The sequence below is a fragment of the Spirobacillus cienkowskii genome, assembly GCF_037081835.1.
Lineage (GTDB): Bacteria > Bdellovibrionota_B > Oligoflexia > Silvanigrellales > Silvanigrellaceae > Silvanigrella > Silvanigrella cienkowskii.
In genome coordinates, this window is record NZ_CP146516.1 from 2,713,901 (window position 1) to 2,735,325 (window position 21,425).

General features: G+C 31.0%; 23 protein-coding genes and 1 pseudogene. 6 read left to right on the forward strand and 18 right to left on the reverse strand.

Features of this window, described 5'->3' with window-relative positions; genetic code table 11:
- Positions 1-47: 47 nt before the first annotated feature.
- The 7 genes from Spiro2_RS12215 to Spiro2_RS12245 form a co-directional block, all read right to left on the reverse strand.
- Positions 48-1,217 carry an iron-containing alcohol dehydrogenase gene (locus Spiro2_RS12215; RefSeq protein ID WP_338636138.1) on the reverse strand — a complete coding sequence of 390 codons (1,170 nt, stop codon included), beginning with the start codon at positions 1,215-1,217 and terminating at the stop codon, positions 48-50.
- A gap of 18 nt (positions 1,218-1,235) precedes the next feature.
- A complete protein-coding gene (gene gcvPB, locus Spiro2_RS12220) occupies positions 1,236-2,708 on the reverse strand; it encodes an aminomethyl-transferring glycine dehydrogenase subunit GcvPB (RefSeq protein WP_338636139.1) in 1,473 nt (490 codons plus the stop codon).
- 10 nt (positions 2,709-2,718) lie between these two features.
- Positions 2,719-4,080 carry an aminomethyl-transferring glycine dehydrogenase subunit GcvPA gene (gene gcvPA, locus Spiro2_RS12225; RefSeq protein ID WP_338636140.1) on the reverse strand — a complete coding sequence of 454 codons (1,362 nt, stop codon included), beginning with the start codon at positions 4,078-4,080 and terminating at the stop codon, positions 2,719-2,721.
- Between the two features lie 62 nt (positions 4,081-4,142).
- The gene (gene gcvH / locus Spiro2_RS12230; protein WP_338636141.1) at positions 4,143-4,529 is read right to left on the reverse strand and encodes a glycine cleavage system protein GcvH; all 387 of its coding nucleotides are present in this window, start codon (positions 4,527-4,529) and stop codon (positions 4,143-4,145) included.
- 37 nt (positions 4,530-4,566) lie between these two features.
- Positions 4,567-5,253 (reverse strand): aminomethyltransferase family protein, encoded by a 687-nt coding sequence (locus Spiro2_RS12235; RefSeq protein WP_338636142.1) that lies wholly within the window; start codon positions 5,251-5,253, stop codon positions 4,567-4,569.
- The gene (locus tag Spiro2_RS12240; protein ID WP_338636143.1) at positions 5,216-5,692 is read right to left on the reverse strand and encodes a hypothetical protein; all 477 of its coding nucleotides are present in this window, start codon (positions 5,690-5,692) and stop codon (positions 5,216-5,218) included. Before Spiro2_RS12240 ends, Spiro2_RS12235 begins: the two co-directional genes overlap by 38 nt.
- Before the next feature lie 94 nt (positions 5,693-5,786).
- Positions 5,787-6,350, reverse strand: coding sequence for an inorganic diphosphatase (locus Spiro2_RS12245; protein WP_338636144.1), 564 nt, complete (start codon positions 6,348-6,350; stop codon positions 5,787-5,789).
- Between the two features lie 153 nt (positions 6,351-6,503).
- On the opposite strand from Spiro2_RS12245, the gene Spiro2_RS12250 reads away from it, so the two are divergent.
- The 5 genes from Spiro2_RS12250 (at position 6,504) to Spiro2_RS12265 (ending at position 8,280) form a co-directional block, all read left to right on the forward strand.
- The gene (locus Spiro2_RS12250; protein WP_338636145.1) at positions 6,504-6,893 is read left to right on the forward strand and encodes a translation initiation factor; all 390 of its coding nucleotides are present in this window, start codon (positions 6,504-6,506) and stop codon (positions 6,891-6,893) included.
- Between the two features lie 24 nt (positions 6,894-6,917).
- Positions 6,918-7,397, forward strand: a complete 480-nt coding sequence (locus Spiro2_RS12255; RefSeq protein ID WP_338636146.1) for a DUF4442 domain-containing protein — start codon at positions 6,918-6,920, stop codon at positions 7,395-7,397.
- A gap of 276 nt (positions 7,398-7,673) precedes the next feature.
- Positions 7,674-7,844, forward strand: coding sequence for a hypothetical protein (locus tag Spiro2_RS12260; RefSeq protein ID WP_338636148.1), 171 nt, complete (start codon positions 7,674-7,676; stop codon positions 7,842-7,844).
- Positions 7,820-7,984 carry a type II toxin-antitoxin system RelE/ParE family toxin gene (locus Spiro2_RS12805; RefSeq protein WP_422398043.1) on the forward strand — a complete coding sequence of 55 codons (165 nt, stop codon included), beginning with the start codon at positions 7,820-7,822 and terminating at the stop codon, positions 7,982-7,984. Before Spiro2_RS12260 ends, Spiro2_RS12805 begins: the two co-directional genes overlap by 25 nt.
- Positions 7,981-8,280, forward strand: coding sequence for a hypothetical protein (locus Spiro2_RS12265; protein WP_338636149.1), 300 nt, complete (start codon positions 7,981-7,983; stop codon positions 8,278-8,280). The genes Spiro2_RS12805 and Spiro2_RS12265 overlap by 4 nt, the downstream gene beginning before the upstream one ends.
- A gap of 287 nt (positions 8,281-8,567) precedes the next feature.
- Here the strand turns inward: Spiro2_RS12265 and Spiro2_RS12270 are convergent, their stop codons facing one another.
- From Spiro2_RS12270 to sucC, 4 genes are all read right to left on the reverse strand, one after another.
- The gene (locus tag Spiro2_RS12270) at positions 8,568-8,909 is read right to left on the reverse strand and encodes an SdpI family protein (RefSeq protein WP_338636150.1); all 342 of its coding nucleotides are present in this window, start codon (positions 8,907-8,909) and stop codon (positions 8,568-8,570) included.
- Positions 8,910-8,945: 36 nt separating this feature from the next.
- Positions 8,946-9,740, reverse strand: coding sequence for a hypothetical protein (locus tag Spiro2_RS12275; protein WP_338636152.1), 795 nt, complete (start codon positions 9,738-9,740; stop codon positions 8,946-8,948).
- Positions 9,741-9,943: 203 nt separating this feature from the next.
- A complete protein-coding gene (gene sucD / locus Spiro2_RS12280) occupies positions 9,944-10,825 on the reverse strand; it encodes a succinate--CoA ligase subunit alpha (RefSeq protein ID WP_338636154.1) in 882 nt (293 codons plus the stop codon).
- Positions 10,826-10,853: 28 nt separating this feature from the next.
- Positions 10,854-12,032 carry an ADP-forming succinate--CoA ligase subunit beta gene (gene sucC / locus Spiro2_RS12285; protein ID WP_338636155.1) on the reverse strand — a complete coding sequence of 393 codons (1,179 nt, stop codon included), beginning with the start codon at positions 12,030-12,032 and terminating at the stop codon, positions 10,854-10,856.
- A gap of 422 nt (positions 12,033-12,454) precedes the next feature.
- Between sucC and Spiro2_RS12290 the strand changes: the two genes are divergently transcribed.
- Positions 12,455-14,212 carry a hypothetical protein gene (locus Spiro2_RS12290; protein ID WP_338636156.1) on the forward strand — a complete coding sequence of 586 codons (1,758 nt, stop codon included), beginning with the start codon at positions 12,455-12,457 and terminating at the stop codon, positions 14,210-14,212.
- Between the two features lie 7 nt (positions 14,213-14,219).
- Here Spiro2_RS12290 and Spiro2_RS12295 read toward each other — a convergent pair whose 3' ends face one another.
- The 7 genes and pseudogenes from Spiro2_RS12295 to Spiro2_RS12810 form a co-directional block, all read right to left on the reverse strand.
- Positions 14,220-15,278 (reverse strand): chorismate-binding protein, encoded by a 1,059-nt coding sequence (locus Spiro2_RS12295; protein WP_338636157.1) that lies wholly within the window; start codon positions 15,276-15,278, stop codon positions 14,220-14,222.
- Positions 15,279-15,304: 26 nt separating this feature from the next.
- Complete coding sequence (locus tag Spiro2_RS12300) at positions 15,305-16,273, reverse strand: RluA family pseudouridine synthase (RefSeq protein WP_338636158.1); 969 nt, start codon at positions 16,271-16,273, stop codon at positions 15,305-15,307.
- Between the two features lie 39 nt (positions 16,274-16,312).
- Positions 16,313-17,041 carry a helix-turn-helix domain-containing protein gene (locus tag Spiro2_RS12305; protein WP_338636159.1) on the reverse strand — a complete coding sequence of 243 codons (729 nt, stop codon included), beginning with the start codon at positions 17,039-17,041 and terminating at the stop codon, positions 16,313-16,315.
- A gap of 4 nt (positions 17,042-17,045) precedes the next feature.
- Complete coding sequence (locus Spiro2_RS12310; protein WP_338636160.1) at positions 17,046-18,362, reverse strand: P-loop NTPase; 1,317 nt, start codon at positions 18,360-18,362, stop codon at positions 17,046-17,048.
- A 215-nt stretch (positions 18,363-18,577) separates the two neighbouring features.
- Positions 18,578-19,024, reverse strand: a complete 447-nt coding sequence (locus Spiro2_RS12315; RefSeq protein WP_338636161.1) for a cytochrome C oxidase subunit IV family protein — start codon at positions 19,022-19,024, stop codon at positions 18,578-18,580.
- Between the two features lie 15 nt (positions 19,025-19,039).
- Complete coding sequence (locus Spiro2_RS12320; protein WP_338636162.1) at positions 19,040-19,708, reverse strand: cytochrome c oxidase subunit 3 family protein; 669 nt, start codon at positions 19,706-19,708, stop codon at positions 19,040-19,042.
- Between the two features lie 3 nt (positions 19,709-19,711).
- Positions 19,712-21,363 (reverse strand): annotated as a pseudogene (locus tag Spiro2_RS12810) (cytochrome c oxidase subunit I).
- Positions 21,364-21,425: the final 62 nt, after the last annotated feature.

Below are 21,425 nucleotides of genomic sequence, written 5' to 3' on the forward strand. Positions count from 1 at the left end.
AATTGTCGCTTAATTTTTAATCTAAAAAACATAGGTGACAATAAAAATTATGAATTATTTGAATAAGATAATTCTAAAATTTCTACTACTTCTTCTTGTCCAATTGACTTTTTTTCTCCAAGCTTTTTTCCCGCTGAAGTTTCTAAAACTTTGGTAGCGATTTTTTTTATGTCTTTTTTAGGAATTCCATATTCATTAAGACGTGTCTTGCAACCGAGAGATCTAAAAAATTTCTCGGTTTTATCAATACCCGCTTTAGCAAGTTTTCCTTCTGTTGCATAATTTAATTTAAAAACAGCTTTAGCATAATGTGCGAGTCGTTGCTTTTTATTCTCAAATTGGTTTTTAAGTAATGCAGGTAACACAATGGCAAGAGTTTGTGCATGATCTAATCCGTAAAGAGCTGTTAATTCGTGGCCGATAGCGTGTGTTGCCCAATCTTGCGGAACACCTTTCCCAATTAAACCATTCAATGCTTGTGTGGCACACCATGTTAAATTAGCGCGAACATCATAATTATTTGGATCCTTAAATACTTTTGCAGACTCTTCAATTAAAGTAATTAAAATAGCTTCACTTTGTCTATTTTGTAATGGTGAATTTACGTCAAATGTTAAATATTGTTCTGTGACATGAACAAACGGATCAATTATTCCATTTATAATATATCTCTCAGAAAGACTATAAGTTACAGTAGGATCAATAATTGAAAACTGTGGAAAAGAATGGGCAGACGTAAAATCCTTCTTTTGTCCCAAACTTCTTCGAGAAATCACAGCAAACGGATTCATCTCAGTACCTGTAGCTGGTAATGTTAATACACAACCAATTGGTAAAGCACTGTCTGATTCTGAGCCTTCTAGAATTAACCATGGATCATTTTTTTTAAATTTAACAGCATTTGCGATAAATTTACAGCCATCAATGACTGAACCACCACCAACTGCTAAAATAAAATCTATATTGTTTTTTTTACATAACTCTACTGCCTTTAATAAAGTTTCATATTCTGGATTAGGTTCTATACCCTGAAATTCAATTACTTGTTTATGCGCAAGAGCTTGTTTGATTTGTTCATAAATTCCGTTGCTTTTTATTGAACCACTACCGTACGCAAATAAAATTTTATTTCTATTAGTTAACAATGCTGGCAAATGCCCAATAGTTCCTTGACCAAACATAATTTTTACAGGATTATAATATTCAAAATTATACATAATCTTCCCTTTAATAACTTATAAAAATTGATATTTTAATTTTAATTCTCTTGCAGCTTTAGACTCATCTACTTTTTGTCTAAAAACTCTTTTAGGATATGTCATGGTTGCGTCCTCAGAATTTATAATTTCTTTTAAAGATAAAATAAAGCGATCTAATTCATTTTTATTCTCTGTTTCTGTAGGCTCTATCATAAGTGCGTTTTTAACACACAAAGGAAAGTGCACTGTTGGAGGATGAATACCATAATCAATAAGCGCTTTAGCAAGTTTATTGGTATCCCAATTTTTTTCTTTTAAATTTTTATCGTTAAAAACAACTTCATGCAAATGTTGGCCATCAATTGGAATATTTAACACACTTTTTAATTGTGATTTTAAATAATTAGAGTTTAAAATTGCATCTTCACTCACTTTACGAAGTCCTTCTGCCCCTAACGCCCTAATGTAACACCAAGCTCTAACAAACATTCCATAATTTCCATAAAAAGACTTAACTCTTCCTATTGATTTTGAATGAGAATAATTCATAAAATACTGATCATTGTTTTTTTCAATACGAGGAATTGGCAAATAAGGTATTAGTTTTTCACTCACAGCAATTGGTCCACTGCCAGGACCACCCCCTCCATGAGGAGTTGTAAAAGTTTTGTGCAAATTAAATTGAATAACATCTGCGCCACAATCTCCGGGACGACTTAAACCTAAAACTGCATTCATATTTGCGCCATCAATATATAAAAGTGCATCTTTTTCATGAAGAATTTGAGAAATTTCATAAATATTTTTTTCAAAAAAACCTAAAGTATTTGGATTTGTAATCATCATTGCAGCAACATCATCATTTAAAACTTCTCTAATTGCTTCTAAAGTTACATAACCATTTTCACCTGTGTTAACTTGAATGGTTTGAAATCCTGCTAAAGCTGCACTTGCTGGGTTTGTTCCGTGTGCAGTATCCGCAGTAATAATTGTTTTTTTACTTTTACCTTTATTACGATGATATGCTGAAATTAATAATAATCCAGTAAATTCTCCTTGAGCACCCGCGCTAGGTTGCAAAGAAACTGCTGACAATCCCGTTATCTCTTTTAAATCTTCCTGAAGCTCATACATAATTTGTAAATGACCTTGTGACCATTCTTCAGGATCGTAAGGATGCATTTCACAAATTTCGGAACTTCTTGCAATGTCTTCATTAAACCTAGGATTATGTTTCATTGTGCACGATCCTAACGGATAAAATCCTAAATCAATTGCACAATTCCAAGTTGAAAGACGTGTGTAATGGCGCACCACTTCAGGCTCTGATAATTCCGGAAGTTTTGCCGCTTTTTGTCTTAAGTAAGAAGAATATTTTTTATGTAACTCTACAGGTGGAACATCTAGTTTTGAAAATGCGATACCTCTAGCGCCTGGTCTTGAATTTTCAAATAATAAATTTTCTTCTAAAACAACATTTTGAGTGGTATATTTATTTAAAATACTCATTTTTATTCCCTTATCCAAATTTTTTGAAAATATCTACTAACTTATCAATTTCATCTCGAGTTTTTTTCTCGGTCACTGCAACCAACAAACCGTTTTTATCTTCAGGATAAAATCTTTCTAAAGAAACACCAGGAACAAAATTGAGTTCAATACACTTACTAATAAATTCTTTTGAAGATAAATTTAGATCAATAATAAACTCATTAAAAGATAATGAGTTTGGATATCTTAATTTTACTTTTCCAGTTTTTAATAATTCTGTCTTAGCGTATTCTGATTTTGCTAAATTTTGTTCACCTAATTCTACAAAACCACTTTTACCAACCAGAGCTAGCCAAATACTCGCCCATAAAGCACATAAATTTTGATTAGTACAAATATTAGAAGTCGCTTTTTCTCTTCTTATATGCTGCTCTCTCGTGCTTAAAGTTAATGTAAAACTCCTTTTCCCTTGAGCATCGATTGTTTCACCGCACAATCGACCTGGCATTTGCCTGACATAATCAATTCGTGATGTAAAAAGACCTAAATACGGCCCTCCAAAAGATTGTGGTAAACCAAAACTTTGTCCTTCTCCTATTGCAATATCTGCTTGATATTCTCCTGGAGCTGTAAATAATGATAAACTTAACGGCTCAGTAATATTAGAAACAAATAGTGCTTCTTTTGAATGAACCATGTTACTTAACAACTTCATATTCTCGATACATCCAAAAAAGTTTGGACTTTGCACAATAGCTAAGGCAACATTTTCATCTAACATATTGCGCAACGAATCATTTGAAGTCACACCGTTTTCATCAACTGGTATTAAAGAAACTTCTACCCCAAGATTTGTTAAATAAGTTTTTAACACTTCTACATATTCTGGATGGACACCTTTAGAAATTAAAATTCTTTTTCTATTTTTTTTTATTCTTAATCCCATTAGTACTGCTTCTGCCATGCTTGTTGCACCATCATAATGCGAAGCATTTGAAACATCCATATCAAAAATTTCAGCAATCATGCTTTGAAATTCAAATAACGATTGTAATGTCCCTTGCGAAAATTCTGGCTGATAAGGTGTATAAGAAGTTAAAAACTCACCTCTTAATGTTAATTGATTAACAACTGAAGGGCAAAAATGATCATAAACACCTGCTCCTATAAAACTTAGCGCATTTTTTTTGTTTCGGGAATTTTTAAATAAGAGATTAAGTTTTCTTTTAATCTCCATTTCAGATAAACCTTCTGTAATTGAAAGTTGATTTTTAAACCGTAAATTTTTTGGAATACCATTTAAGAGATCTTCAATATTTTTTATTCCACATGCTGCAAGCATTTCTTTTCTGTCTTGCTCAGTGGTTGGAAGAAAACGATGCTCTAACATAATTAGCTCCCTCAAAAAAAAAGACGGGTAGCAATACCCGTCAACCTAAATTTTTAAACTATTTACTGCGCTCCTGAGATATATTTTTCATACTCATCTGCGGTCATTAATTCTTCTGGCTGCTTTGCAATCTCGACCTTAACCAGCCAACCTTTATGATATGCATCTGCAACTAAACTTTCTGGCGCATCGACTATTGCATTATTTATTTCTACCACCTTACCTGTTGCGGGAGAAAATAATTCGCTTACCGCTTTTGTAGATTCTATTGTCCCAAAAGCTTTATGCGCTACTAAACTACTGCCTATTGCTGGTAATTCAATGTAAACAACATCACCAAGTTGTTCAAGCGCAAAACCTGTTACTCCTATAGAAGCTTTATCGCCTTCTATTCTTATCCATTCATGCTCTTTTGTATATTTTAGCTCATTGGGTAATGATGACGGCATAAATTTTCCCTTCTATTAAACGATTCCAAATAAAATACTAAGACTGAACACTACCGTGAACAAAAAAAGGTTTTTTTACTACGACAGCGCGTTTTTTTTCGCCTCGAACTTCAATCCATAATTGTGTTCCAACTTGAGAACTATTTGAACTAACATAACCCATTCCAATATTTTTTGACAAAGACGGAGAAGGGCATCCGCTTGTTACTATGCCAATTTCTTGATTTGGTTCTGATGTTGCAAAAATCTTGTAGCCACTTCTTCCTATTGCTTTATCAAGCATTTCAAAAGCAATTAATCTTTTCTGTAGTCCATTTTCTTTTTGACTTAGAAGTGAATTTTTACCGATAAAATTATTTTTTTCAAATTTAGTGATCCAAGACAAACCACATTCTAATGCCGTTGTTGAACTGTCCATGTCGTTTCCATAAAGTAAATATCCACATTCTAAACGCAAAGTATCCCGGGCTCCTAAACCACAAGGCTTAACTCCTAAAGATTTACCTGCCTGAAAAATTCCTCTCCACACCTTCACTGCAGCACTAGCAGGAATGTACATTTCATAGCCTAATTCCCCAGTATATCCAGTTCGAGCAATAATTGAGGGTGCGCCAAGAACTTTTCCTTCACTAAAATGATAATAATTTAAATTTTCAATTTTTATATCAACAATTGCAGATACTAAGTTACGACTCTGATGAACCTTGAACAGCAATTTGTGCATAATCACAACTTAAGTTTTCGAGAATCACTCCTTGTTGAGGTAAATGTTCTTTTAACCAAAGATAATCTTTTTCAATATTGCTTGCATTGACACAAATAAAGAAAGAGTCGATTCCTCGTCGATAAATAACAATATCATCAACTAATGTTCCATTTTCATAACAAAACGCATTGTATTGTGCTTGGCCAATAGAAATTTTTGAAACATCATTTAACGTCATGAGTTGCAAAAACTCAAGAGCGCCTCGTCCCATGATGTTAATCTCTCCCATATGACTGACATCAAAAACCCCAACCGCAGCTCTGGTACATTTGTGTTCGTCAATGATACCGGAGTATTGAACTGGCATTTTCCAACCAGCAAAAGGCACTATTTTTGCGCCAAATGCCACATGTTCATCATATAAGGGAGTAACTTTTAAATTTTGATCTGTAGACATAGGAGGCTACCTCACATTTCAGAAATTGCATGCAAGGTTCATACTCCTGTGACAAATCAAAAGAGTCAACTCAAAAAAATTTAATAATGCTAAACTATTTTTTTAGCATTTCTTTATTACGATTATAAAAATCTATTGCTTCGCTGACCACATTTTCAGCTTCAGTTTTGCCAAACCAGCCAACAATTTCTACTTTTTTGTTTTCTAATAGCTTATAAGTTTTAAAAAATTGCTCTAATTCTTTTAAATAATGTGGGTTAAATGCATCAACTTCTTTAATATCATTAATATGTTTAAACTGAGGATCATCACAATGAACTGCTAAAATTTTATCGTCCGCATCACCGCCATCAACCATCTTCATGTATCCGATAACCTTAACCTTCATCATACTAAGAGGTTGCACAGGTTCCTGACCAATAACCATAACATCAAGAGGATCACAATCATCGCAGTAAGTTTGTGGAATAAAACCATAGTTAATAGGATAATACATAGGACTAGAAAGAACTCTATCTAAATTTAATAGCCCTGATTCTTTATCAATTTCATATTTATTTTTCGAACCACGAGAAATTTCAATGATTGCAGTAACAAGTGAAGGAGGCTTATCTCCTATGCTGACTGCATGCCATGGATGCCAAGGATTTACTGACATAATATACTCCAAAAATTAGTAGCAATAACAAATCCTACCTTATAAAAAGTCATTACTGGTAGGACAGTGATAACGGTATGTTTTACATGCAGATTGCTCATTTGTGAAGAAAAAAATTTTGCTTAAAAAAATTGCTTAAAATTTGAGGTAAGTATGACAATTCAAAAAAAACCAAAACCAGTAAAATTAGAGTGGCAAGGGAGTATTTCTAATTCATTAAACTCATCTGACTCTGAAGCAGTCTCAATTAAAAACTCTGAAAAGAAAAACGAGGTACTTCAAGAAAAGAACGCTAAACACTTATCAGGAAAAGCTCACATCAAAATTGAAAAAAAGGGTAGGGCAGGGAAACCTGTCATCATTATCTATAATTTTTCAGATCCAGAAAGTCAAAATCAAGAAAGCTTAAAGAAACTCTGCGCCAGTTTAAAAAACAAACTAGCATGCGGCGGAACTATTGAAAATAACGAAATTTTACTTACAATCCGAGATGTAGAAAAAGTAAAAGCAGCACTTTTGAGCTTAAATATTATCATTTCATAATTCTTTTGTATAAAGGGAAAAATTTTGAAAATTTTTGATCAATTAAAAACTAAAATGCCCACAGATCTTCTCTTTAAATTGATGCGGTTTTGGCCTCCTTATTTAGGTGCAGGAATAAAAGTTAGAAATATTGATAATAAATTTTTAAGCTTAGATACTGAAATGAACTTAACTTGGTACAATAAAAACTTCGTTGGAACTCATTTTGGCGGCTCGTTGTATGCCATGACTGATCCTTTTTATATGCTAATACTCATTAAACAATTAGGTTCCAGCTATATAGTGTGGGATAAAGCTTCTAAAATTGAATATTTAAAACCTGGCAAAGGAAAAGTGAAAGCGCATTTTGAGTTCACCCAAGAAGAAATAGATGAAATTATTTTAAAATCTAAAGAAAAAAAGAAACACATTTTTAATAAAGAAGTTTTTATCTTTGATGAAGTAGGAGATATTGTAGCAAAAGTCGAGAAAACTCTTTATGTGAAAAAAAATTCTGCTGTTTGAAACCTTTTTTTTGCATGAAGTAAAAGATAAATCTATCTGTTGTTGTGCTTTTTACAATGGATATTTCATTGTAAATTTCTCCCTTTTAAAGCTACAAAAATGAATTTTTAGATTGTTCAATTAAAAATAATTATTTTTTAAACATCATAAATAGAGGTTGAATTGAAATGGTGGTGGGGTTTATTCTTGAACTTCGCTCAAAAAATTCCTTGAATTTTAAGCTTTAATCGATATACTAAAGTATATCGATTTTTTACCGATAGGCAGGAGATATATATGTGGGATGTCGAGTTTTGGGAAGACAGAAGAGGAAAAAGGCCAGTTGAAAAATGGTTTAAGGATCTTCCTAAAATTGACAAAAAGGAAATCGCTAAACTTTTTGGTCTATTGGAAACCTTTGTCTATGAATCCATGCCAAAAATCTGGGAGGAGGTTTATATGAGCTAAGAACTCGAACAAAAGGAGCTGGTTTTCGAGTTTACTACACTTTCCAAAATGAAAAACTGATTATTTTGCTTGTTGCTGGTGATAAATCAACGCAACAGCGAGATATTCAAAAGGCAAGAGAAATAAAGGAGAAATTATGAGAAAAAACTGGCGTGAAATTAGAAAAAACTATTTTACACAAGACGAATTAGATGAAATCAATCATGAAGTTTCAAAAGAAACAATACTGCTCAGAAAACTCCAAGATACCATTTCAAAAGAAGTCGCTGTTTATATGGCTAAAGAAAGCATTGGCTTTAATGAACTTATGCGTAGAATGCATTCAAGCCCAAGACAAATGTCGAAAATCATAAAAGGCGATTGCAACCTTACTATGCTCTCTATTGCTGAACTTGCAGCTATTATTGGCAAAGATGTTGAAATAACTTTTAAGTAAAAAACACTTTTTTGGTTAGAAACTAAAATAAATATTAATTGGCATAATTACAAGCGGCCTCATATGTCTCTCAATGACACAGTTTAAAGAGCACTCTCCTAACAATAATTGTACAGCATATTTTTTTTAGGGATTTTTACATTTGAAAAATCATTACAATTTCTAGATAATATTCCTGATATCTCAAGATTTGTATTCAATTTTTCGCAAAAATAAACAAATTTTTTTGCCTCAACCAAAGTTTTTACTAGATATAAAAATTAATATTATAATAATAATATATTTTTTCATAATTTTTTTTCAATTTCATTTAATTTTATTAATATATAAATAATACTAAAAATAACATAAAAAACCAACGCAAAATCTATTAAAACAAAAGCATATTCAGAAGATATAAAAAAATATTTAATAAAAATTAAAAATAAATTTAATAAAAAACCTATAATTTGACTTATAATTAAATAATCAGAGAATTTATCATTTAAAACTCTCCAATTTTCTATAGAAGAATAGCTTTTAAAAGTTCTATAACCTATAATTTTATTTATTTTTACTTTCCTTACTATAACAGAAATAATAAAAAAAACAAAAATAATCAAAAAATATAAAACATTGTGATGATACATTGATATTGCTTCCAAAACTATAAATTTTTATATAATTTATGTAGAAAATTTTAGATCTATTTTTTGATTTAAAATTTTATAATTATAATAATAATAAATTAAAAAAATTACTACAAATACAGAGGTTAAATTTAAAATAATAGTTTTCTGAGAAAAAATTAAATTAAATTTACTTGGCTCTGATAAATTTATGCCATTGTTATCAATAAAAAAAAGAGGTAAAAATAGCGTATTCCATCCTAAATGAATAGCCCAAGAAAAAGATATGTTAAAAAAAATCAGATAACCAACAATCCGAATAAACCCAAAAATAAACAATCCTAAAAGAGAAAAACCAGAAAGACATTCAGATACATGACGAATTGGATTTGTGTAAAAAATTTGATGTAAAATTGCAAAAAAAATCGCCAGTAATATTATTGATAAAAATTTTATATTAAAATTATTTATAGATTCTAATTTATTAACAAGAAAAAAACCTAATACAATTTCTTCTGCCAAAGTTTGTCCAATAATATAAATAAAAATACTTGTATTAATTTCATAAACAACATTATAATAATTAATATTAATAATCGATAAAAAAAGAACTAAAAATACTGAAAGCATTGTAAATATAAACAAAAATAAATGCTTTATCTTCCATTTTAGACCTAATATTTTTAAAAAATGATACTTATTAAACAATAGCAATAAACTTAACAATGTTATCGATGGACCAATAAAACCTATAAGCTCATACGTGTAACTAAAAATAAAATGAATAATAATAGTAATAATTTTTAATTTATTTATACTAATTGGCGCTATTTTAATAATGTTTATTCGCATTATAATTGCCATTTTTTAAAGAAAAAACAGATTAAAAATAATCTTATACAAATTTAAAACAATGTCAAGATATATAAAAATTAAAAAAATAACATAAATTTAAAATATTTTTTATTGTTTCACTTTTTTTAAATTTTTTACGCCTGCTATAAAATAATTTTTATGGCAGGCGTAAAACAATTCAAAATTCCGCTATTTAAGTATTACATACCCAAAGCTTTTTTAAGCGTAATTCCCATATCTGCAGGACTCATGGCAACGTGCAAGCCACAAGATTTCATTGCTTCAATTTTTTCTTCTGCAGTTCCTTTACCGCCACTAATAATTGCTCCAGCATGCCCCATGCGTTTGCCTTTAGGCGCGGTTTGTCCAGCAATAAAGCCAACAACTGGTTTTTTCATATTTCTTTTAATCCAATCTGCAGCTTCAATTTCTAGGTTACCACCAATTTCACCTATCATAATAATTGCATCTGTTTCAGAATCTTTTTGAAACATTTCTAACACATCAATAAAACTTGTCCCATTAATGGGATCGCCACCAATTCCAACACAAGTAGACTGCCCAATTCCTAATGCAGAAGTTTGGCCAACTGCTTCATAAGTTAACGTTCCTGATTTACTAATAATCCCAACTCTACCTGGGAGATGAATATGCCCAGGCATAATTCCAATTTTGCATTTATCACCTGGAGTAATAACACCAGGGCAATTTGGTCCAATTAAACGTGTGCGGCCATTCGCATTGTGCAATGCCTTTTTTACTCGCAACATATCTAAAACAGGAATGCCTTCTGTAATTGCAACAATTAGCTCAATACCCGCATCAATCGCTTCTAATATAGAATCTGCAGCAAATGGAGGCGGAACAAAAACCATCGTCGCATTTGCGCCTGTTTTTTTAATCGCCTCTTCAACGGTGTTGAACACAGGACGATCAAGAACCGTAGTGCCACCTTTACCAGGAACCACACCTCCGACAAGTTGTGTTCCGTATTCTGCGCATTTTTCTGAGTGAAATTTACCTGCACTTCCAGAAATACCTTGGCAAATAAGTTTAGTTTGCTTACCAACAAGAATAGACATATTTTTTAACCCTTTATGATCTTTTTTGTTACTTTACAGCTGCAACGATTTTTTGCGCTCCATCACCCATCGATGAAGCGTTAAGAATATTCAAGCCAGATTCACTGAGTATTTTTTTACCAAGATCTACATTTGTTCCTTCTAAACGAACAACTAAAGGAACTGTCAATCCTAATTCTTTTGCTGCTGCAACAATACCATTTGCAATCACGTCACACTTCATAATTCCGCCAAAAATATTAACAAATATACCTTTAACAGCCTTATCTCTTAATATAATTCTAAATGCTTGGGTTACTGTTTCTTGACTAGCACCACCACCTACATCTAAAAAGTTTGCAGGTTGTCCACCGGATTGTTTAATAATATCCATTGTTGCCATTGCTAAGCCTGCGCCATTTACTAAGCACCCAATATTTCCTTCTAGAGATACGTAGCTTAAACCATATTTTGATGCTTCAAGTTCTCTGGGATCGTCTTCTTGGTAATCTCTCATATCAGAGATATTTGGATGTCTAAATAATGCATTTTCATCAAAACTCATTTTGCAGTCTAAAATTTCTAATGAACCTTTTTTGGTTAAAACAAGTGGATTAATTTCTACCATAGAGCAATCATAAGCCATAAATGCCTGAAATAACCCTTTAAGAGTTTTGGCAAAGTCTTTTGCAAGAGGCGTCCCTAAACCAAAACCTAGCCCAATACTTAATTTACGAATTGTAAAATCTTGTAAGCCTACTGTTGGGTCGATATCTGCAGTAATGATTTTTTCTGGGTGTTTTTCTGCAACTTCTTCAATATCCATTCCACCTTCGGTAGATGCCATAACACCAATTGAAGCGGTTTCACGATTGACAACAAGTGCAAAATAATACTCTTTATCTATTTCACATCCTTCTGCGATTAATAACTTATGTACTTTTTTTCCTTGTGGACCAGTTTGATTGGTTACCAACGTCATACCAATCATTTTTTCTGCAATAGCAAACGCTTCCTCAGGAGTTTTTGCAATTTTTACGCCACCTGCTTTACCGCGTCCACCAGAATGAACTTGTGCTTTTACCACAGCAATTTTTCCATTTTTTCCGCAAGAAAGACTACGTGCAGCCCATTCAGCCTCAGTTGCGGTGTACGCAAGCTTGCCTTGAGGTATGGTAAGACCAAAATGGGAAAGAAGTTCTTTTGCCTGATACTCATGAATATTCATGAAATACTCCAAAAATAAAATGACAATTTAACAAATGAACAACTGCTCCCAGAAAGAAGTCAGCTGCCCTAACAATTAGCGACTTTACATTTATTTTCAATATAGAGAAAGGGGGGTATGAATCTACCCAAACATGACGCAAAGCAAAAATTTAACCTATCCAATATTAAGCAAAAAGGAATCATTTACTCACATCGAGACATGAAGTTTTAAAATTTAACCACAACAACACAACAATGGCTTAACAGCACAATAAAGGCGAGAGCAATTTTTTATTGCTAATTTAATAATTGTTTTTATAAAGTTAAATAAATTTTATATAAATATTTTTAAAGATATGTGTTATATTTTAATTCACTTTGTTTTATTAAAAATTTTTCTTCAGTCTAATAAAAACAAAATATTTTAAAAAAGGAGGCAGCATGTTTTGGTATGCAAGTGTTTTTATCTCATATATCATTATATTATTATTAGCAAATTTATTAAGTTGTAACATTAAAGATAAAAAAAGTTTACAAAATTATAATTCTGACAAATCTGTGAAAAATACTGAAGTTCAGATTAAGTATAAAACTATTCCTGCTGGTACCTGTAGCAACTACAAGATAATTTCTTCTTTAGATACAAAAATTGTGAATCAACATTTAAAATTAATTGATAGCGAAAATCAATTTTTTCTCGACAAAGATTTACAAAAAATTTGCGCATATAATGTTGTAATATTATCTAACACAGAGTCAATTAAGAAAATAGCTCATATTGGCGCTAGCGCTCATTTTGTTTTAGAAGATCAAATTATTTCAAATATTGTAACTGTATCTGAAACTCCAAGTATTGTTAATATTACACAATTAGGTCTGCAAACTTTTATACCTTTAGATGGTAATTCAGAGCCTTTTAGTATCTGGGTGCAACACAACATAAACGAAAAGTTTGAACGTTTAAATTCTATAGAAAAAATTACCGTTTTTGGAAATAAAAATGAAAATAACGTTTTATTTCAAATAAAAAAAGTACCAGAAAACGATTTTTCATTATTTTATCTTACAGTACCCAAAGATTTTTCTTATGGAAATTATGATTTAATTTTTCAAGTCAATGAAGCGGCTAATGTGGAGTTACTGTTTCCAATTCAAGTTGTACAAAAAGACGAAATTTTAGGATCTCCTGAAATTAAATCTATAGAAGTTCATCTTCTCAAAACACCTAATATTCCTAATAATTCAACAATTCAAATTGGGGAATGTGTTGATTACAGTGTCATTGCAGTCGATCTTAATGGGAAAAAGCATAGTATCACTAATATGAAACATTTGTATACGACATCTTTTTATCCAGAAAAAAGAGGTTTTTCCGTAAATCCTACAAAAGGAAAAATATGTGCATTTGAAGTTGATGGAACTAATAATTTATTCTATCCATCAGAAAATGAAATGGTTGAATTTCATGTTAAATACAATAAAGTAGCTAAAGAAGAGATAACAAATACTATTTCGTTGGTTGCCGCATTTACCAAAGAAAAAATCAAATTCACACCCAAAATTGCGTCTATAGAAATTCGTCTTTCCAATAATAATTCAACAATTCCAATTAATTCTTGTATTGACTACAATGTAATTTTAATAGATTCTGATGGAAATGAGCAAGATATCACTAAACAAAATTCGTACATAACATCCTTTTCCCCAGAACAAAGTGGTTTTTCTATGTATCCTAAAAAGGGAAAAATTTGTGCATTTCAAGACGATGGGAAACCTCCAGAGCAAAATAAGACCGTTAACTTTAACGTTAAATACAAAGTGATAGGTACTTATAAAGAGATAATAGATACTGTTTCATTAGTTACAGCAGCAGAACCCGAATTTGTCCTGCAGCAATACAATCCTATTTCAACAGATTTAAATGAATATAACTTAACTGCATATGCTGGATTAAAAACCCAAAATTTTAAAATTAATTTAATAAAAACTTTAGACAGAAGCCAAACTAGTTTTGCAAGCAACGAAGAAGATTTTGAAATTCTAGATGAAGAAAATCGTTCTATTAAACTCAATTCATTGCATGATCCCACTTTGTTTAATTTTATAATGCCAGAGTATGCAAGGGGTAACTATAACTTTACCTTGCGCATGAAAAAATATCCAAGCATCACGGCAGATTTTTCTGTTACTGTAAGATAACAGATTATTAAATGCTTAAGTTTTTTTTGATAGCATCAATTTTTGAAATAATTTCTTGCCATTCTAAATCAAAAGAACTTTCTTCTATAACACCGCCTCCAGCGCAAATTTTTAATTCATTTGCATTCCATTGAATACCTCTTATGGTGCACACACAAAATGAGTGGTTTTTATCAATTAAAACACCAAAAGGAGATGCATAATATCCTCTATGAGAGGATTCTATTTTACAATAATTTAACCATTTTGATACAGAATTTTTAGGCAATATACCCACTGCTGCTGTAGGATGAATTTTTTTTAGAATTTCAACAAAATTAAATTTTATATCATCAAAAATTTTAGCTGTAATATTCGTTTTTAAATGTACTAAACTAGAAAGTTGCAAAACTTCTGTATTTTCAATTAAAACATCTGCTATATTTGATAAAGAATATTTTAAACCTTCTATAACACAAAAATGCTCTTTTCTAATTTTAGAATCCATAATTATATCTAATTTATTAAAATTTTTATTATACTGCATTGTTCCTGCTAATGCTATTGTTTTAATAATATTATTTTCTTGCGTAAATAATAACTCTGGAGTGGCTCCAATACTACCCCAATTATTACACCAAAATCCATAAATATATGATGACTCACTTGAGTTTTGCAATAAATTTTTTATAAAATAAACTTTATGCTTTCTTTCTATTAAAAAATTTCCTCTTAAAAATGTAAAAGGGACTCCTTTTTTTAATCGCTGATTAATAATTTCATTCTTTAAAGATGAAAATCTATTAAAATAATAATCTTTTTCAACTTTATCCCAAATAATTTCTGGTTTTTCTGAGAATTCGTTATTCAATAAGTCAAAAAAATTAGAAAAACTTACATCATAAAATTCATCAGAAGTAAAAAAACTTTTTTCTTGGGACATGTAAAAATCATTTAAATAAAAACTTGGGTAACACTCAAAATTTGAAGTATTCAATTTCGGAATTAAGCAAAAAATTTTCTTTTGATTTGGTATACCAATAAAATACCCACATTCTAAAAATTTGTCTAAAATTTTCTTATTCATTTATGGATACCTTTAAACAATTTTCTTTATCTTATCAAGTTTAGCATATTAAAAAAATCCACAGGATAAGAAGAATTAAAATTTAATGCTTCTCCGGTAATTGGATGATCAAAACCCAAATGAACTGCATGTAACATTTGTCTGTTAGCATTTTTTGAAACTAATGAAAAAAGTTTTTTATCTGATATAATATAAGGGGGAATTTTTGAATACAAAGCGTCACCAAGAATACCATGGTTTAAATAACTTAATTGAACTCTTATTTGATGCGTTCTTCCTGTATGCAGCTGACACTCAACCAAAGAAAACAATCCACTACGTAATATTTCGTGTGTAATATAATTTAAAATAGCAATTTTTCCGCTACCTTCTTTTTGTACAGAAAACTTAATTCTATTTTTAGTATCTCTTCCATGCCAAGTTTCTATTTTACCCTCTAACGGCTGCAATTGACCAAAAATAATTGCATGATACTTTCGTATTTGTTTATGTTCTGCAAACTGTTTTGATAAATTGGTTAAAGCGAGTTGCGTCTTTGCTGCAACCATAACTCCGCTGGTATCTCTATCAAGTCTATGCACAATTCCTGCCCGTGCCGAACTGCCAAGTGAAGGCAATGCGCAACCACAGCGATTAAGCAATGCATTGACTAGAGTGCCAGAACTCACACCAGCTCCTGGATGAACCACCATTCCAGCCTGTTTATCTATAACAATTACATGTTCATCTTCAAATAAAATATTTAAAGGAATATCTTCTGCCTGTGGACTAATTTCTTTATCAAATACAAAAGACAAGTCTACTTCAACTATTTGATTTGTTTTAAGTCTAAACGAAGGCTTTTGAAATTTGTTATCAACTTTTACTTTTTTATTTAATATTAATTTATTAGAATAAGAACGACTTGGAATCACATCAAAAACACGAGTAATAAAAACATCTAATCTTTCACTATTAAATTCATCTGTTACAATGAGTTGCGTAATGCTATCCATACGTTGTCAACCTAAGTATTTAGCCTAAGGATGACAAAATTACCTTTTTTTAATCAACCTTTTTTGGCCTCTATAGAGATCCATTAATGCTTCAACAAGATCCTTTCTGTCAAGACCTAAGTAATTTAAATAAGAATTAAAAAAACCTCTTGCATAAACCTCTGCGGGCAATTTATCAAATGAGTCTATTTCAATTGCTTCAAGATAATTTTTACTTACTTTAATTTTACTAGACATCTCATCTAAATTTACATTCATTTTTTCTCTTAATATTTTAAGAATTTTTCCAGAAATTTTTTCGTATGTTGATATAATATCCTCTAACTCTTTTATATTTTCTTGATTTTCTGCATTGTAAGCTCTAACTCGATTATTTAAATTTGTATCAGAATGAGATTTAGAAAAACTTTGCTGATTTTTATAAAAGTTTTTAGGATTTTCATAATTTTTTTTCATATAAATTATATTATCTTCTTTATTATAACTAGTTTTAACAGGATTTGGTTTTGCTATAGGTAGCAAAGATGCAGAAATGACAACATCTTCATTATCTGGTGAAGCATCTTGTTCTATATAATTAATTAATTCTTGAAAAGCATTTTCTAATTGATCATAATAAACCAATCCCTCTTGTTGTTTTCCTTGAAATTTTTCGTCTAAATATTTTCTTTTACTACGATATGCTATTTCTATTTTATTAATTGATAAATCACCGTCTTTTATATCTAGAATTTCTAACGGATTTATTTTTTTATTTGCAACATTCATAATTTTATCCAGCTTTTTCTAAATTATCTTTTTTAACATCTTGCATAAAAATTTTTGTTAATTTATCGGTAATATTATTTATATTAACAGCGATTGTAGATAAAGGATAATCAAGTACTAAGGGGCGTTTAACTCGTACTGATTTCCATACTGCATCATCATATTTAATAGAGCCTAAAAATTGAGATGTAAATCCAAAGTAACGATTACAAATAACAGACATCGATTCACCTAAATTTTTATCTTCTTTTGTTCTTACCTGATTCATAATAATACCAATATTTGTTGCTTCAATCATATCTTTAATTTGTTTCCCAACTTCACTATATTTTTGTGAAAAATTCACCAACTGCGAAAATGGTGTTTCTGAGTTTTTAGGGTTTGAGATTTGATTTAAAAGTTCTTTTTCAATAGATTCTTCAATATCAAATGCTTTACAAATACTTTGAATTTTTCTATATAAAATGCTCTTCATAAATACATACGCATTTTCAATACTTGTTGGTTCAGGTGCAACAACTAAGATACCACCATGAGAAAAAATAAAAAAATCTAGGGTATGAACATGAGTTCCGGCACCTAAATCTAATATTACAAAATCAGCATCCAATTCTTGCAGTCTTGTAATTAACTTAATTTTTTGCGAACTTTGTGGTTTAACTTGTTGCCAAAATTCCTGCCCGCCACCATATAATGTTAAATTTGGAAGGCAACAATTAATTCCAGTTTCTTCTAAGGACGAAACATTTCCATGAATAAAATCAGCGATTCCAATGCGAGGTGTTGGTACACCAAGACAAGTATGAAGATTTGCCGCTCCTAAATCTAAATCAACTACAGAAACTTTATATCCGAGAGAGGCTAATCTCACACAAATATTTGCAGAAATAAAGCTTTTTCCAATACCACCTTTACCCCCTCCAATCGAAATAATTTGGGGATTTCTTTTTTTTGATTGCGATACTTTAACATCTTTATTAGCTTTAACGGGTTTTTCTTCTTGAGAATTTTTTCTTTCTGCTGCTTGATAACCATAAGGATGTTCTAGATCATTTGAAACTGATTCATCGATATTTGGCAAATCGAAAAAAGGTGAATCATGATTTTCTTGTAATTCTGAATTTAAATTTAATTTGTGATTTGCATAATCATCAGAATTATTTGTATTCGAAACATAGTTTTCTTGTGATATTTTTGCTTGAAAATTTTCTTTTTCAGTGTTTTTTTGATTATTATAATAAGCTCGTATAATTCTTTCAGTAAAATCAACTGTTTCTTTACTATTTGATTTGAAAATCCCTTTCGCAACAGTTTTTAACATGCCCCGCCACCTTAAAATTATTCTGGAATATCCTTTATTATCGGACAATTATTGTAATCATGAGAGTAATTTTTTGCAGTGCTAAAAATGCTTTGTCAAATAATACAGTGTTTTAAGCAACTTGCTCCTAAAAGCAGACTCAATTTTTGTATTATTTAACAAACAAGGCGGGTAAGCATTTTAAAATACTTAAGAAATTAAGCATCAAAACATATTTATTTATTTTGATTAGATTTTGGGCCATGGGGAGCAAAATTACCGTTTTGATCCACTTCTCTTAAATATTTTATTCCTTCAACTTTATGAAAAAAGTCTCTTCCATTTAATTCTGTAAGTGAAATTACAAAGAAAAGTAACATAAAAAGTACTGCGGAACCAAAAACAAATGAATAAAATTTATCTTCATGAATAAGTTCCATAAAAAACATGGCTACAAGGACTGTCTGTACAATAGCTACAAAGATTAATAATCCTGTTATGTACAACCCAGGAATAGGTAGTTTTGAAATTCCAATATTTATAAAAATCATCACGAGTAAAGCAAAAAAGATTTTTAAATATAAACTAACTGGAAGCAATTTATGCTCATCGTGCTTGTTTTCTCCTGAGGTATAATTCTCAGGAGATTGCTTATTTATTTTTGTAAAAAAACTTTTAAACATTTTTCTCCCCTTCCATCACTTTGCTAAATAAAGCAAGGGATACAAGAATATCCAGACAATATCTACAAGGTGCCAAAATAAACTGGTATTCTCTAAAGAAACATAATTTTCTGAATTAAACTCATTCTTAAGTGTACGCACCAACATCCACATCATTAAGCCTAAACCAACAACAATGTGCAAACCATGCATACCTGTCATAACATAATATAAACCAAAAAATATGTGGGCATGCATATCTTGTACTGGAGCTTCTGGGATAGGATTGAAATACTTTCCTGGATAATATCCTTCATGGAAGTGCATTCCCCATTCAGCTGCTTTAATTGTTAAAAATAGAAAACCGCAAGCCATTGTTGCTAGCAAAAACTTTACAGTTGCATTTTTATTATTCGATCGCGCAGAACGCACACAAAGACTCATTGTTAAAGAACTAATAAGTAGAATAATACTGTTTATTCCACCTAGTCTCCAATCCATAGACGTTTGTGCCTGAGCAACCATTTCGGGATACATAGAGCGCACAAATCCAAACGCACAAAAAAGACCAGAGAAAAATAACAGCTCTTGCCCCATGAAAACCCACATCCCAAGCTTTCCAGCAGACGTTTGCTGTTCCATGCTTTTAAAATGATGGGCTAAATATTTTGGATGAGCCTCGCCACCGTGGCTATGATCAGTCATAGATTAGTGTCCTCCTGCCTTTATAGGTTTTATAAGCTCATCAAACTCATAAGGGCCATGGGTTGAAATTGGTTGCTTTTCAAAATTGTGTTCAATAGGAACAATTGCTGTTTCTGTCCATTCCATTGATTTTGCCTTCCATGGATTTGCATGGTTTTCATTTTCTCCATAAAAAATTGAATGAAGCCAGTTAAACAAAACAATAAATAGCCCAACTGCAAGAATAAAGGATCCAATTGAAGAGAGAAGATGAAACGAATAATACTCAGGCAAATAATCGTAATAACGCCTTGGCATTCCACGACTTCCCATTATAAATTGAGGAAAAAATGTTAGGTTAAAACCAATAAAAACAACAACCGAACTAATAATTCCCCATGTTTGATTAAATTTTTTACCGGTAATTTTAGGCCACCAATGGTAAATACCACCAATCCACGCAATTAATGTGCCTCCCATCATCACATAATGAAAATGTGCAACTACAAAATATGTATTATGAAGATGAACATCTGTAGATAATGCACCTAAAAATATACCAGTTAAACCACCAATTAAAAATAAAAATAAAAATACAAAAACGTAACACATTGGTGTCGTAAATGAGATTGACCCTTTGTATAATGTAGCAACCCAACTAAATACTTTAATTGCAGTAGGAACTGCTACCGCATACGTCAACAATGAAAAAAAGACAGAAGCCAAAGCAGACTGCCCACTTGTAAACATATGATGGCCCCAAACAAAGAAACCGATAACAGCAATACCAATACTAGAAATAGCAACAGCTTTATAGCCAAAAATATTTTTTCTAGAATGTGTTGTTACAAGCTCACTAACAATACCAAATGCAGGTAAAATCATAATATACACAGCAGGGTGAGAATAAAACCAAAAAAAGTTTTGAAACAAAATCGGATCGCCACCTAAATTAGAATCAAAAATTCCTATTCCTAACAAACGCTCAATTGCAACCAAAATTAATGTTACACCAACGACAGGAGTAGCAAGTACTTGAATAACACTTGTTGCATATATAGCCCAAACAAATAACGGCATCCGCACCCAAGTCATTCCGGGGCCCGCATTTTATGCACTGTTACAATAAAGTTAACACCTGTCAAAATTGAAGCAAAACCTAGTATAAATGCACCAAAAACTGCTGCAATAACAGAAGTCGACGTTTGAGTACTATAAGGTGTATAAAACGTCCAACCAGTATCTAATCCACCAAATGCAATTGTATAAACTAAAAATAATGCTCCAACGATATACAAATGAAAACTAATTAAGTTTAACTTCGGAAAAGCAACATCTTTAGCACCTATCATAAGAGGTAATAAAAAATTGCCCAATGTTGCTGGAATAGAAGGAATAATAACCAAAAAAACCATTATAGCGCCATGAAAAGTAAATGCTTCGTTATAATGATCTGCACTAATCATATATGATGTTGCTGTTGCATTTGGAATACGGACTTGCATCAACTCTGCACGTAGTAACAAAGCAAAAAGACCTGCCACTAAAAAAAACAAAGCGATTGAAACAAAATACATCACTCCAATTCTTTTATGATCAACACTAAATAACCAAGATAAAAAACCTTTTTTTGCTGTTAAGTAATTTGTACCCGTGTCATGATGAGAAGACAACATATCAGCAAAAAATACTGGCTTTCCGATATCTCTTTTTTGCATAAAAAAAGCTCCTAAATAAC

Excerpts from the sequence above, each read along its gene's own strand:
- Spiro2_RS12215 (WP_338636138.1), bottom strand. The coding sequence starts at position 1,217 with ATGTATAATTTTGAATATTATAATCCTGTAAAAATTATGTTTGGTCAA.
- gcvPB (WP_338636139.1), bottom strand. The coding sequence starts at position 2,708 with ATGAGTATTTTAAATAAATATACCACTCAAAATGTTGTTTTAGAAGAA.
- gcvPA (WP_338636140.1), bottom strand. The coding sequence starts at position 4,080 with ATGTTAGAGCATCGTTTTCTTCCAACCACTGAGCAAGACAGAAAAGAA.
- gcvH (WP_338636141.1), bottom strand. The coding sequence starts at position 4,529 with ATGCCGTCATCATTACCCAATGAGCTAAAATATACAAAAGAGCATGAA.
- Spiro2_RS12235 (WP_338636142.1), bottom strand. The coding sequence starts at position 5,253 with ATGCACAAATTGCTGTTCAAGGTTCATCAGAGTCGTAACTTAGTATCT.
- Spiro2_RS12240 (WP_338636143.1), bottom strand. The coding sequence starts at position 5,692 with ATGTCTACAGATCAAAATTTAAAAGTTACTCCCTTATATGATGAACAT.
- Spiro2_RS12245 (WP_338636144.1), bottom strand. The coding sequence starts at position 6,350 with ATGTCAGTAAATCCTTGGCATCCATGGCATGCAGTCAGCATAGGAGAT.
- Spiro2_RS12250 (WP_338636145.1), top strand. The coding sequence starts at position 6,504 with ATGACAATTCAAAAAAAACCAAAACCAGTAAAATTAGAGTGGCAAGGG.
- Spiro2_RS12260 (WP_338636148.1), top strand. The coding sequence starts at position 7,674 with ATGTGGGATGTCGAGTTTTGGGAAGACAGAAGAGGAAAAAGGCCAGTT.
- Spiro2_RS12265 (WP_338636149.1), top strand. The coding sequence starts at position 7,981 with ATGAGAAAAAACTGGCGTGAAATTAGAAAAAACTATTTTACACAAGAC.
- Spiro2_RS12270 (WP_338636150.1), bottom strand. The coding sequence starts at position 8,909 with ATGTATCATCACAATGTTTTATATTTTTTGATTATTTTTGTTTTTTTT.
- Spiro2_RS12275 (WP_338636152.1), bottom strand. The coding sequence starts at position 9,740 with ATGCGAATAAACATTATTAAAATAGCGCCAATTAGTATAAATAAATTA.
- sucD (WP_338636154.1), bottom strand. The coding sequence starts at position 10,825 with ATGTCTATTCTTGTTGGTAAGCAAACTAAACTTATTTGCCAAGGTATT.
- sucC (WP_338636155.1), bottom strand. The coding sequence starts at position 12,032 with ATGAATATTCATGAGTATCAGGCAAAAGAACTTCTTTCCCATTTTGGT.
- Spiro2_RS12290 (WP_338636156.1), top strand. The coding sequence starts at position 12,455 with ATGTTTTGGTATGCAAGTGTTTTTATCTCATATATCATTATATTATTA.
- Spiro2_RS12295 (WP_338636157.1), bottom strand. The coding sequence starts at position 15,278 with ATGAATAAGAAAATTTTAGACAAATTTTTAGAATGTGGGTATTTTATT.
- Spiro2_RS12300 (WP_338636158.1), bottom strand. The coding sequence starts at position 16,273 with ATGGATAGCATTACGCAACTCATTGTAACAGATGAATTTAATAGTGAA.
- Spiro2_RS12305 (WP_338636159.1), bottom strand. The coding sequence starts at position 17,041 with ATGAATGTTGCAAATAAAAAAATAAATCCGTTAGAAATTCTAGATATA.
- Spiro2_RS12310 (WP_338636160.1), bottom strand. The coding sequence starts at position 18,362 with ATGTTAAAAACTGTTGCGAAAGGGATTTTCAAATCAAATAGTAAAGAA.
- Spiro2_RS12315 (WP_338636161.1), bottom strand. The coding sequence starts at position 19,024 with ATGTTTAAAAGTTTTTTTACAAAAATAAATAAGCAATCTCCTGAGAAT.
- Spiro2_RS12320 (WP_338636162.1), bottom strand. The coding sequence starts at position 19,708 with ATGACTGATCATAGCCACGGTGGCGAGGCTCATCCAAAATATTTAGCC.